Below are 12,378 nucleotides of genomic sequence, written 5' to 3'. Positions count from 1 at the left end.
AACGTAGTCAAAAGCTCCTCGAAGCGCCGAAACCGCCAATTTCTTCAATGGTTTCAGAGCGCCTGCCGGTGTAGCACAGCGGTAGTGCAGCGGTTTTGTAAACCGAAGGTCGGGAGTTCGATCCTCTCCACCGGCACCAGTGTTTACCGAACCGTCACAATGGCTTAGGCGACGTCTTAGGGGACGATAACCGCTACTCTCACACAGCGGTGTCACACATTGTCTCTCAGAATTGCCCAGCCCTGGAGGAATCCCAAGACAGGGGTCTACCACCTTCGCCAACGAACCCCCACAGATCTGTTCCTACGGTTGAAGGGCCAGACTCTTTCCCTGCCAATCGGTGAGGCTTGGGCGTCCATCACTGTAGGGTCCATCGTCCAGACATCATTGCGAACGAAAGAGCAACAAGAGGCACGATGCCGGCACGCTATTGCCGATGGTGTCCTCAAGCGGTTCTGGCAATCTCAACGAAACGGGATGCATTCACACACGGAAGATGAGAGTGCCTTTGAGCACGAGCAGAAGCATCGTCGCCCTGTCTCGGTCACCGCTGTCATCCCGCTTGAAGCTAGATCTGTCCCCTCGCTTGCCAAGTCGGACGTACCCATTCTCACGGTGGGCGACCTATTTGAACGATGGTCGGCAGATAGAGCGGACAAGCGGGCACCGAACACGATCAAGCGTTACCGTGGAAGCATCCGGTCCTTCGAAGCCTTCGCCAAAGGGCGGGACGTTCGAACGCTGACCGGCGATGACGTATTCGGTTGGGTCATGCACCGGCGAGACCGTGAGGGGATCAGCCCACGGGCCATCAACAAAAACGATCTGGTTGCGGTCAGTTCGGTGTTCCGGTGGGGCGCTGGTCGTGCGTCCGGTCAACTCCTGTCTGCAAACCCGGCCACGGGCATATCCCTGGATGAGCCGAGGATCGCCGCACAGCGGGAGCGAACATTCCGAGAAGGTGAGATAGCGGCAATCCTGTCGGCGGCCCTACAAGTCACGCCAGAAGCCCGAAACCCAACCCGGACTGCGTCGCGTCGATGGTGCCCCTGGTTGGCGGCTTACAGTGGAGCGCGCATAGCCGAACTGACCAACCTTCACCGTGGGGATATCTGCACCGAAGGCGGCGTCTCGTTCATGCGTCTGAGGGTGACCAAGTCCGGCGAACCCCGAACTGTCCCGATCCACGGCCATCTCATCGAACAAGGCTTCATGACGTTCGTGGAAAAATGTGTGCCCGGTCCTCTCTTCTATGATCCCCGGAGACACGGAACGGGGGCGTCTACATCACCGGGCGAGCTTCAGGGACACAAGGTAGGTAAGTGGGTCCGTGAAACCATCAAGCTTGATCCCGGTGTCGACCCCAATCACGGCTGGCGACACACATGGAAGACGCGGGCGCTAGGAGTTGGCATCGAAGAACGACTACGTGACGCTATCACCGGCCATAAGGTCGCATCGGTAGGTAGACGATACGAGACACCGACCCTCAAGATGCTGGCAGATGCTATGGGCCGGTTCCCACGCTATCAGGTCGGGATGAAGCGCGCGGACGACCGATAGACAGCCTGATCCGACGCTCTCATCACTGTTGGGATGAGCGTCTCACCAGCTGTAGGTATCAGCTTCAGCTATAGCCAAGCCGAAGCCGAGGCGGATCATCCTTCGATACCCTGCCTCTATCTCTCAAGCTCATAGAACGGTGCGTCGTGGTCCCCGCTCATCAAACGGGGAGAGAGTTGGCGGAATGACCAGGGAGCGTCCGGCACAGCCCTATCGAAGCGGAGCACTACGTCGAAACAGTTGGAATCCCTCTTGGGCGGAACGCCGGGGATGACCTGGTCAACCCTGAGGGCCGGTATCAGGTCCGTGACGATGGCCTTGTGCTCCCAAAAGACGAGCACGACCCCAGTAAACATCCCAAGCCCATCAACCAATTTTTCGCGCTAGCACAGCTCGGCGCCAACCAAACATCGTCAGCCGGTCGACACGCTAAGCGCGTATAGACAAGACAAATGGACCCCTTTAGGTTGTTCAGCAGGGATGGACCGCCACATACGAGCTAATGATGCCCGTTGATTTGAGCACGTTTGTCAAAAGTATTCGCCCCTCTAGGACAGTTCTTTTATTTGGCGCAGGGTCATCTATCCCTTCTGGGGCGCCAAGCGTCCAGGTTCTACAGAGAAAGTTCGAGGATAAATTCGGTATCAGCGCGCGAGATTACTCGCTGGCCGAACAAACAGGCATCGTAGAGCATAAGATTCGCGATCGACGCGCCCTCATCGAAGAATTGCAAACCTGCTTCCAAGGCTTAAAGCCAACTGGGGCAATACTGAATCTTCCACTTTATGACTGGAAGAGCATATATTCAACGAATTACGACGAATTGGTAGAGGACGCTTACAAACGGAGGAAACGTCCTCTCGACACCTACACCACAAATTTTGATTTCAAACTAAGAAGTGACCCAACGTCGACGCAGTATTTTAAGTTGCACGGCACGATAAGCAAGGATGTAAGCCTAGGGGACAGATCGAGAATAATTCTTACCGAGTCTGACTACGACGTCACCGAAGAATATCGACATCAACTCTATGATAGATTGAAGGCAGACATAGGAGAGTCGGACCTAATTATCATTGGTCAATCATTGGCAGATCCCGATATCAAGAATGTAGTAAATCGCGCCTTATCGTTAGCAAACAAGGCGGGACTTCAGAGCAGGATCACACTGCTCTTGTACACGAGAGATGAGGGCAGAGCGGCTCTGTTTGAAAGTAGGGGAGTTCAGATTGTTTTTGGCGGCCTTGACGATTTTTTCGCTGGCCTTATTACCCGAATTGATACTGACACGGCACCATCGGTCTCGAACGATCCGTTGGACAAAATTCACGCGTTGAGGCCGGCCACCGTAGACGTAAGCCATGCCATAAGCCATCAGTCGGCGAGCTTTGGCGCCATGTACAATGGCTGGCCAGCGTCTTACGCGAACATCAGAGCGGGGCACTCATTTCGAAGAAGCGTGAGCGATCAAGTCGTTGAGCAGTTTAGGACTAGCGACAACAATATAGCCATCATAATAGGTCCAAGCGGTGTAGGAAAAACAACCGCAGCGAGACAAATATTGGTTTCTCTACTAGATCACGGATTTCACGCTTGGGAGCATAAAGAGGATCAGGTCTTAATCCCAAGTAAATGGCGAGAAGTAGCTTTCACATTAAAGGCAAGCGCCACAAATGGAGTGTTGTTCATTGACGAAGCTCACACTGAACTTGCCAGCATAAATGACCTTGTTGAAAGCCTATCGCGCGATAACCGCCTCAATCTCAAGTGTGTTTTGACTTCGACTAAATATAATTGGGGACCGAGAATCAAAAGCCCCATAATCACGAAAATGGGCACAACATATTCTCTCAATAAAATCATCGGCGACGAGATAGACAAACTACTTAACCTTGTAGATTCAATTGATGCTCTCAGGGCGCTAGTCGAAGAGCGATTCTCGGGCTACTCCCGGCCGGAACGGCGGCGTAGGCTAACTCATCGTTGCGAGGCAGATATATTTGTCTGTCTGAAAAACATATTTTCTTCTGACCGATTCGACGACATCATACTGCGAGAATACGCTGCGCTAGAAAGCATCCTTCAAGATGTTTATAAAGTTGTAGCAGCGATGGAGAATGCCGGAGTTCATGTCCACAGACAGTTGGTGATTCGATTGCTTGGGCTGGAGCCCGCCTACGTTTCGGGCATCCTCGCGGGCTTGGAAGATATTATTCATGAAACGACGGTCGATGAAAGGCAAGGGGTCTACTCTTGGAAAGGAAGACATAAAGTTATTATGGGGATCGTAGCGGAGCACAAATACTACGATAAAACAAAGAAATATGACCTGTTTGAAAGAGTGATAGACAATATAAGGCCATCGTATGACATTGAAATACGCACCATCCGAGAGATCTGTAATGTTGAAACCGGACTTTCTACCATCTCGAATCTGAAAGATCAAAACACGCTACTGCGTAAAATGATATCGATCGCACCGGGAGAGAGGGTTCCTCGCCATCGGCTGATCCGAAACTTGATCGAGCTTGACGATTTTGACGCTGCCGACACAGAAATAAAAGCTTTTCGTTCTGATTTCCGAGTGGACGCTCCGACAGCGCGGTATCAGATCACGCTGGCAACGGCCCGCGCTACCCGTACACGGGGTGTAATGGACGAGGATCGCATCGCATTGCTGGGCAAAGCAAAGGATCTAGCCGCAGGTCTTGTAGGTCGTTTTAGAAACGCAAATGCGGTGATTAGCGCATACTGCGAGGTTGGCATTGAAACAGCGAAAATGACGGGCAGCACCGAAGTATTCGATTTAGCCATCAGTTTGCTCAAACAGGCCGAAGAACGCACTGGAGATCCTGATATGAGCCGCGCTATCGCAAGGCTTGAACGCAGAATTTCGAACATAAACATTGAGGCGACAGAATACGAAACGGTCGATCTTGTCGAAGATTAATCAGCGCGGTTAATCTTCATTTAAAACTTCGGCATCCTTGGTCCAAAGTAGTTCCGATATTTTCCACTTAGGCTATTACATGCCCTAGAGTACTGGCACTCAGTTTGAAATGTAAAAGGTGTAACGATGAAAGCCTATTGTGACATTGTGCGGCCCATCTAGGGCAGCGATTCGTCAGGCTTGCTGCGCCAAGCTTAGCGGTTCCTAGCTTAGCGGTTGGTTCAGGTCGGCTCCTGTTCCGTGTCCCTTACAGCAGGATCATCCTCTTCCGGGACATTGGGTGTCGGCAGCGACGTGGGATCGTCCTTGCTCCCATCCCCTTTTGGAGACTCGATCTCGTCGAGGCGTGAAGGGTCCTCGATCAGTGCTCCAGGATCCTCTCCGGGCATCAGTGTGTCGGCCTGCGACATGGCTACCGTCCTCTCGTGTTCCAATGCAAGTTCTTCAATCGCGGTCTGCTCCGATGGCCGATGCCTCGTGAGGATGAGTGAGGCCGGGGCTTATCGAACCTTTCAGCTACGGTCCTTGGCGCCCTTGCTACGCGACCTGCCCGACGTAGGTGTCTCCTGGGGGGAACAGACAGCGGTTCACATGATGCATCGAGACACGTTTCCCGCAGCGGTCCTGACGTTGCTTACCGGCGCTCCGCTGGCCTGGGCGGCAGGCAATCCGGTTTCCGTTCCAGTCAAATATGATGGGCGATGGACCATCCAGGCGACCACGGTAAGCGGAGCGTGCCCGGCAATGCTGAACTTGGAGATGAACGTCGCACAAGGCGAGGCAACCGTGTCCTCCAGCATCTTGTATTCGGTCAGTGGGGGGATCTCACAGACGGGCGCCGTGCGAGGGACAATCTCCACGGCAGCGACTACGGCGCTTGTGACAGGGAAGGTCGAAGGGGATGAGGTCGGCCGTGGCACGTGGCGGACGCAGGACGGCAGCTTGCTGACCTGCAGTGGAAGCTGGACTGCACACCGAGCGTGAGGCTCCGCGAACCAAGACCCTGCTGACCAGTTCGCCCACTGAGGGCTCACCGCCTGCTTAGGCGGTCTCATGGATTGAACTGTAGGACGGAGGAGGGCAGCTATGGCCGACGAGATCCCGAACGTCCCAGGCGGTCCTCATCTTCGCACTGTGGCCATGCCTCGGGATACCAACGCTTCTGGCGCCATCTTCGGAGGTTGGACCGTCTCACAAATGGATCTTGCCGGAGGCACCTTCGTCACTCAACGAGCCCCGGGACGCTTCGTGACAGTCAGTATTGACGCCATGCGGTTCCTCCGGCCGATCTCGGTCGGGGACGAGGTAAGCGTCTACTGCACCCTTCAGGAGGAAGGCGACACCTCCATAGCGGTCAAGATTGAGACGTGGGTTCGTGACCGATGTGGCACCAACCCGGAGAAGGTCACGGAGGGTGTGTTCACCTACGTGGCTCTGGATGAGGACGGGAAGCCTCGCACTCTGGACGGAAATGGGTCGAAGTAGGGCAGGACGTAGGTCGGCGCATGATTGGGATGACCTCAGCACCACAAAGGTGTCCGAAGCCGGCCGAGCGACGTCTAAAAAGCTCTTGGGGAAAACGGCGCCGAGCGTGCCTACGCCGCAGGCGGATAGCCGAACCGGAGCCGTTTCGAGACGTTTGCCCCTTATGGAACATGTTTTCTGTCGCATCGTGATCAGTGCGCCGGAGTGCACGGTCAAAATTGAAGCTGACACTGAACGAAAAGCGGGGGAAGCTGCGGAAGCTATCCTGCGGCTTTCCAAGGGTAGAACTCAGGCAGTCACCATCGAAATTGAGTGTTTAGATGGTTCGGCAGGCGATCGGATCTTGAAATACCTCTCAGACCTGGCAGACGAGCTGGAACGCGTCTGAAAATTCCAATGCTACGCTGCCTTAGCAGCCCATCTGAGAAGATTGCAGCAAGAGCCCCAATGAGGGAAATCTATGTTTTTTTTCTTCTCAAATCGACTCGGCTGTGCTGGATCGATCCTCCTATCAATTCTGCTCACATTGTTGTTGATTGTGATTTTCCGAGGCTTCTGAGAGCAGATTAGACGAGACTCATGACAGTTCTAGTTGGAAGACCGGCCTAGGCGTGCATCTTGATCTGGGTCGAGGAATTTCGACGTGCAGGTGTTCGTGTCTGATACGCACAGTAGCTTAGTCATGACGGTGACGCTCAACGGACGACCAGGGTTTCGCGGCGACTGATCTGTTTCGCTATGGTCTGGAACTGATCGTGGGAATATTTCGTTCGATTTCTGAGGTGCAACGCCATTGCGCCTTATGAGGAAAGGGAACACCATGTCCGTGGACAAGGACCGCGTTGAGGGCTCAACCACCAACCTCGGCGGAAAGGTCAAAGAGGGGGCTGGTAAGCTGACAGGTGACGAGAAGCTCAAAAACGAGGGCTTAGCCGATCAGGTGAAGGGGAAAGTCCAAAACGCAGTGGGCAGCGTGAAGGATGCCCTCAAAGGGAAGTAACTTCGCTAACTTCAATCCCTCGCGGGCTCACAGCTAGAGCCGCGAGGGTGCTAAGGCAGATTTTCAACTTTTTATCTGTTTGGTGGTGATTTCCACGATCCGATCGTTGACGTCGAGCACCTGAAAAGCAGCCTCGATCGAGCGATCAAGAACCTCCTGCAGATGGCGTCAGACGCCAAGTGGGACGAGGCCTATGCCGATCCGCGATCTGATCGCCGGCACATGCTGGCGCCTCAGCTTGAAGGAAAGCCAGGCACGGTCGTCGCGATGATGTCGAAGCTACCCCGTGCCCATGAGCCCGGGACGGCATGGAACTACAGCACTGGAGAGACACACCTTGTGGGTGCCCTCGTGCATGCCGCAGTCGGGAAGCCGGTTTCGGTCTACCTGTCGGAGAAGATCTGGTCGAAGGTCGGCATGGAGCAGGATGCCACCTGGTGGGTGGAGTCACCCAACGGCCTGGAGGTCGGAGGCAGTGGGTTCAGTGCGACGCTGCGCGACTACGCGCGCTTTGGTCAGTTCGTGTTGAACAAGGGCGTGATCAACGGCGAGAGCGTCGTCCCAGAGGGCTGGTTTGAGCAGGCAGGCTCACCCAAGGAATTGAACGGGAAGTCGGTCAACTACGGTTACATGTGGTGGCCGCTTGGAGCCCCGGTGGGAACGCCGAATGAGGGGGCATTCACCGCCCGCGGTATTTTCGGACAGTATGTCTATGTGAATCCGAGAGAGCACGTGGTGATCGCCATGTGGGGCGCTCGGTCAAAACCGACGGGCGCGCCTCCTGTCGTGGATGCCGATTTCTTCGGGGCTGTGGTGAGTGCGCTTCGGTGAGCGATGGCGTTCCAGGAGGATACTGAGACAAGCGCGTAGTAGAGCAAGGCGAGCGAAGGAAGCTTATTGAGGATGGCGTTTCGCACGAGCATGTGCCGGATAGGCAGGTCAGAAGCGACGACCACCCGAACGGGATCATGTCCGAGGACGAGAAAATGCGAATCCCAAAGCATCAAGGCAGTACTGAAAAGGACGTTTAACAAACTAAACGTTGACACCAACGCGCCCGTTTGGCCCAACTATCAGAGCATTTTGAAACCCAGCCGGGGGTAGTGTGGCCCAACTTTCCTCGCTTGGGGCTGCGTTGAGGGAGGTGAGGCTTCCGCTGATGACGCAAGTTCAACTTGCGGAGGTGTCCGGAATTAGTGTTGCGACCGTTCGTAATTTGGAACGGGGGCGGGGCACGCTCACAAGCTGGTCGACGGTGTTGGCAGCACTCGGGCACGAGTTGCATGGGCGAAGCCTGGCCGTTGGTCCCACAGGAACCGCGCTTGCCGCATTACGGAAACGTCGTGGGCTGAGCCAGCGGACGTTGGCGGGCATGCTTGGAGTATCACGCACCACATTGGCAGCCCTGGAAGCCGGCGGACCAGGTCGTCTGGAAACGCTGGAAATCTACGGAATCGCAGTCGGTGCCGGCCTGTATCTGGCGCCTATAGACGCAACGGCTGGGTTCTTCACCGGAGCCGGCAATAGCTCAGTCCATCACGGCTGGGAGACACCAGCGGAATTAGTGGCTGCTCTGGAAAGCGTGTTCGGCCGGTTTGACCTAGACCCGTGCGCGGGCTCGGCCGACGCTAAGAGGGCACGGGTGAAAGCCCGGGTTCGGCTGACTGTGAGCGATGACGGTCTGAAAGAGCCCTGGCGGGGAACGGTGTTCGTCAACCCTCCTTACGGGAAGCAACTCGGCAAATGGGTGGCGAAATGCGCTGGCGAGGCGTCCCGTGGTGCTGTGGTAGTCGGCCTGGTGCCGGCACGTACCGATACCAAGTGGTGGCACATGCACGTAGTCGGCGCAGCCGACGTGTTCATGCTGCGGGGACGGTTGAAGTTCGGGGACGGTGCGATGCCGGCGCCATTTCCGTCCGCAGTGGTGGTGTGGGGTGCGAGCGCACAGCAGGCAGCGCAGGTCGGCGCTGCTCTACCGGAGGCGTGGCATGTGCCGGCAAAAAAATAGCAGGCTCATCTGCGGGCTCGCTCCGATTAGGGGCTCAAGGTCGGACGGCTGATGAAACATGGGAATTTGCCCCATATGCTAATCCAGAGGGCTATTGGACTGTCACCGCAGACCGAATGCCTTATAGTCTATCTTGGCTGCGATTGATTGGACGTGGCATCTGCAATGTCACACCCATAGATGACCGAACAGACAAAATACCATCTATTAAACATTCAGATCAGAGACGGCTCCCTATGCCCCTGGGGGAGTCTCATCACCAGCCCGCTTGTTGGCAAGCTTGGTTATAGCACAAATCTCGCGCAGATGGTCTGCGACCACCGCGCTAACCTGGGGCGACCCCGCCGTAGGGTCCGCGTCAGCAGATCAGCGGATAAGAAAATTGACTTGATGGCCTGCCGCGCACGAACAGGTTGATATTGAGCAATTGTAGCGGCACTAGTATCCGATCGGCCTAAGTTCCGATGGCAGACCAGATGGTATCCCAAACCCGCTTTGACGCTTAACCTCGGTTCGCATATGCCGAACAAAAGTAGGAACAGCTTTGTCAGCTACCTTAACAGCAGGCTTGTGCATCGGCGCAATTACAGGTGGGGGACGAAGTCTCACAACCGGGGCTGTGCGAACAGTTTCTTGAGTGACAGGTTTACCCCTCTCGTTTCTTATCGGGGCACTGTTCGGAGTTAACGGAATTTTGATATCGATTGAGGAAGGAAGAACCATCAAAGCTCGTTTAAGCTCTTCAATGCGACTAAGATCCACCGCTATGCTATCTGATATCTTCAAATCACTACGGAGCTTAGACAGTTCTTCATCTTTTACTGTGAGTCGTGCGTCTAATATACCATATCTTTCTTGAAGGTCTTCGAGGTTCTTCGAAAGAGTAATTTGCTTGTTCCTATTCGCGTAGAACTCAACCGATGCATTTGACGACGTTGGATCTCCAGCGTCTGACTTTGTAGCCGCTTTCGCCGTTAGCTTAGTTTGTAATTCGGCAGCCAGGCGTAGCGCCTTGTCCTTCTCAGCCGTCATCCTGGCAATTTCCGACCTTAACTCGACCTGCAGTTCACCGTAGCTTTTTGCAACACGATCTCTGTCAGCGATAGCCGAGTCTTTAGCTGTGACAGCATCGCGAAGGGCCGATTTGAATTCATCAACCTTCTTCGCTTCAACAGAGTCTTGTCTCACGATTTGATTATTTAAATCATTGACATGTTCGCTCAATAGCCAAGCTGAAATCAATACAACGCCCAGACCAAACAAACTTGCCATTATACGTATCAAGGAATCGACTCCAAGCGGCCAGGAAGACAAAGTGGAATTAGGTGTTCTGCCTATTTCCATTCATAACATAAGCGTCCAAAACATTGCCGGACGGCGATGCAACGCAGGACAACGTGCTCTCCCGCACTTCGAATTTTCCCCTGATACCGTAAGTAATTCTCACGCGGACAGGAGCGACAAAAAATCCATTCTGAAAAGTTTCACGTCCGGCGGATACCGCTTCAACATCTTTGGCGCCAAACCTACTTGCCTCCTGCGCCACCTTGTTCCGGCAGGAAGCCACTGTGCGATTTTCGCCTGCTGAACCCGCAAGCGGCTGCCCAATCGTCTTTAGTGCCGCCGGCGTTCCCCTAACTCGTCCTGTTCCGGGCACAATGGCTTCTGCAATCGGTTCTCGGTGTGCGGCGCTTCCGTAGGCCACCGGCATGATTTGCCAAGGCATCTGCCATGTAGCAGCGGAGGTATTCGGTAGCCCGCTTTGAACAGGCGCTGTCAAGCTTGTAGCTTGCGCTGACGAAGTTGAGCCCTGGTTCAGGGCAGCGAGGGTTGTCGGCTGCCCTCTTTGAAGACTCTGACAATTAGCAGTCGCTGCCCCGAGACCGAGGACGCACAGCACCTTAACAGCGTTATTCATACGGCCACTCCGCGGCTTCCCTCTACAACCAAACCGAGCTATTAGCGTTTTGGTTGCTTTATCACAGATTAGTTTCAGGCCCCGAGACGCTTAACTTACATAGCGAGAGGAGGGGCATAATTTGATTTAAGTTGATATTTTCAGCAAACTCTGAATCCCATCAGGGTAGCCTCACTTCGAATATGAATTACGGAAACTACGTTGACATAGACATTGGGCTGCGCAGCAATAAGTTATGATTGAAACTGAAGTATTTTATCGGTCCCTGTTATTGTAGCGTGCAATCAAATGCATGCTCTGACGAGCTTTGCTGCGGCGAAGAGCGTTGCCTCGATGGTGGCGCGTAAAGAAGGTTCTTCGCGAGCTTCTATGCGCGGTTATCGGACAATGACCGTAGCCCCGATAATTCTGTAGTCAGCAGGCTTCAAATTACGCCGGTCAAGCTTCTAGACGTGTGCAACCTTCAAAATGGATGTGGCCGGCGACCGATAAGCTTGTCGGCAGCGTCGTAAGGGCTTCGCAATCCATCAGCCAGAGGTCGCCCCCAACAGATAAGCCCTCCGGTAGCCTCGCCAAACTTGTGCATCCTTCAAGGTGGAGGCCGCCACCAACTGACAAATTTTCCGGCAACATGCTCAAGGCTTCGCAGTCCGCCGCGTCAAGCTCGCCACCGACGGAAAGGCCGTCCCCAATGGCCCTCAGCCCTCTGCAGCCAATCAAATGAAGGCGGCTTCTAACCGACAAGTTCCTGGGCAACGCGGTTAGGCTTACGCAGTTAGTCAGCCATAAGCCGCCTCCGACGGACATCCCTTCGGGCAGTGCGGTTAAACCAGTGCAGTTGTCGAGCAGAACACTTCCCTTGGCTTGAAAGCCATTTGGGAGATTAGTCAGGCTTGCGCAGCCTCGGAAATTAAAACTTACGTTCAATTCGTAGAGCAGTGCGATTTCCTTGGGCAGCTTGGTTAGGCCGTAGCCGGAGAGATCTAGACCCGTTTTGCCATCCCTGATGGTCACATGAATCGCCTGCTTCGCCGCCTCGTAGGCTGCACGTGGGTCTAAACGAAGATCCCGCATTTCCAGTCCCGTGAACGGAAGCTGGGCTGCTGATGCTTCCGGGATTGGAGCCATAGGGGGACCTCCGAGCTACCGGGCAGTGATCGCAACCCGGATTGTTTCGTAGTCAGCACGCTTCAGGACACGTCGAGAGAGTAGCTCCTCCGCAGACGCGTAGGGGCGAAATTCGATGATCCGCTTGCCGATCATCCCGGCACCAAGGGCATTCAGTTGCTCGACCGACGCTGAGTTCAGGTCGACGGTGCCATTCGTCGTCGCTGGGTCGTCCACGCTGTTCCCCGTAGTGTCGGTTCTCAAGCCGGAGACAAGTGCGACGTCACCCAGCCTGATTGGCGGTCTCGTATCCGTCGACGGATCGGCGGAAACGCTACTGGTAGGGC

General features: G+C 54.7%; 11 protein-coding genes and 1 tRNA gene. 8 read left to right on the top strand and 4 right to left on the bottom strand.

Annotation, left to right across the window (positions count from 1 at the left end; all coding sequences use genetic code 11):
- Positions 1 to 64 precede the first annotated feature (64 nt).
- The 3 genes from MKK82_RS24350 (at position 65) to MKK82_RS24340 (ending at position 4,513) form a co-directional block, all read left to right on the top strand.
- Positions 65 to 139: transfer RNA gene (locus MKK82_RS24350), tRNA-Thr, on the top strand.
- A gap of 170 nt (positions 140 to 309) precedes the next feature.
- The gene (locus MKK82_RS24345; RefSeq protein ID WP_243987122.1) at positions 310 to 1,563 is read left to right on the top strand and encodes a site-specific integrase; all 1,254 of its coding nucleotides are present in this window, start codon (positions 310 to 312) and stop codon (positions 1,561 to 1,563) included.
- 505 nt (positions 1,564 to 2,068) lie between these two features.
- On the top strand, positions 2,069 to 4,513 hold the full coding sequence (locus tag MKK82_RS24340) for an SIR2 family protein (RefSeq protein ID WP_243987119.1): 2,445 nt from the start codon (positions 2,069 to 2,071) through the stop codon (positions 4,511 to 4,513).
- 221 nt (positions 4,514 to 4,734) lie between these two features.
- On the opposite strand, the gene MKK82_RS24335 is transcribed toward MKK82_RS24340, so the two are convergent.
- The gene (locus tag MKK82_RS24335; protein WP_243987116.1) at positions 4,735 to 4,923 is read right to left on the bottom strand and encodes a hypothetical protein; all 189 of its coding nucleotides are present in this window, start codon (positions 4,921 to 4,923) and stop codon (positions 4,735 to 4,737) included.
- Between the two features lie 676 nt (positions 4,924 to 5,599).
- Here MKK82_RS24335 and MKK82_RS24330 point away from each other — a divergent pair.
- The 5 genes from MKK82_RS24330 (at position 5,600) to MKK82_RS24310 (ending at position 9,006) form a co-directional block, all read left to right on the top strand.
- Positions 5,600 to 5,998, top strand: coding sequence for an acyl-CoA thioesterase (locus MKK82_RS24330; protein WP_243987114.1), 399 nt, complete (start codon positions 5,600 to 5,602; stop codon positions 5,996 to 5,998).
- 163 nt (positions 5,999 to 6,161) lie between these two features.
- Positions 6,162 to 6,386 (top strand): hypothetical protein, encoded by a 225-nt coding sequence (locus tag MKK82_RS24325; RefSeq protein WP_243987112.1) that lies wholly within the window; start codon positions 6,162 to 6,164, stop codon positions 6,384 to 6,386.
- A gap of 438 nt (positions 6,387 to 6,824) precedes the next feature.
- Positions 6,825 to 6,998 carry a CsbD family protein gene (locus tag MKK82_RS24320; RefSeq protein ID WP_243987124.1) on the top strand — a complete coding sequence of 58 codons (174 nt, stop codon included), beginning with the start codon at positions 6,825 to 6,827 and terminating at the stop codon, positions 6,996 to 6,998.
- Between the two features lie 75 nt (positions 6,999 to 7,073).
- The gene (locus MKK82_RS24315; protein ID WP_313902119.1) at positions 7,074 to 7,829 is read left to right on the top strand and encodes a serine hydrolase; all 756 of its coding nucleotides are present in this window, start codon (positions 7,074 to 7,076) and stop codon (positions 7,827 to 7,829) included.
- A 274-nt stretch (positions 7,830 to 8,103) separates the two neighbouring features.
- Entirely contained in the window at positions 8,104 to 9,006 is a 903-nt protein-coding gene (locus MKK82_RS24310; RefSeq protein WP_313902117.1) for a DNA N-6-adenine-methyltransferase, read from the top strand.
- Between the two features lie 438 nt (positions 9,007 to 9,444).
- On the opposite strand, the gene MKK82_RS24305 is transcribed toward MKK82_RS24310, so the two are convergent.
- The 3 genes from MKK82_RS24305 to MKK82_RS34280 all read right to left on the bottom strand — a co-directional run bounded on the left by MKK82_RS24305 (position 9,445) and on the right by MKK82_RS34280 (position 12,268).
- Positions 9,445 to 10,278, bottom strand: a complete 834-nt coding sequence (locus MKK82_RS24305) for a hypothetical protein (protein ID WP_243987109.1) — start codon at positions 10,276 to 10,278, stop codon at positions 9,445 to 9,447.
- Positions 10,279 to 11,362: 1,084 nt separating this feature from the next.
- On the bottom strand, positions 11,363 to 12,052 hold the full coding sequence (locus tag MKK82_RS24300; RefSeq protein ID WP_243987108.1) for a hypothetical protein: 690 nt from the start codon (positions 12,050 to 12,052) through the stop codon (positions 11,363 to 11,365).
- A gap of 15 nt (positions 12,053 to 12,067) precedes the next feature.
- Positions 12,068 to 12,268 (bottom strand): ComEA family DNA-binding protein, encoded by a 201-nt coding sequence (locus MKK82_RS34280; protein WP_243987107.1) that lies wholly within the window; start codon positions 12,266 to 12,268, stop codon positions 12,068 to 12,070.
- Between the last annotated feature and the right edge of the window lie 110 nt (positions 12,269 to 12,378).

This window comes from Methylobacterium sp. E-046 (assembly GCF_022829625.1).
GTDB classification, from domain to species: Bacteria; Pseudomonadota; Alphaproteobacteria; order Rhizobiales; family Beijerinckiaceae; genus Methylobacterium; species Methylobacterium longum.
The sequence above is the reverse complement of the archived record's forward strand: the minus strand, read 5'-3'. Positions and strand labels throughout refer to the sequence as shown.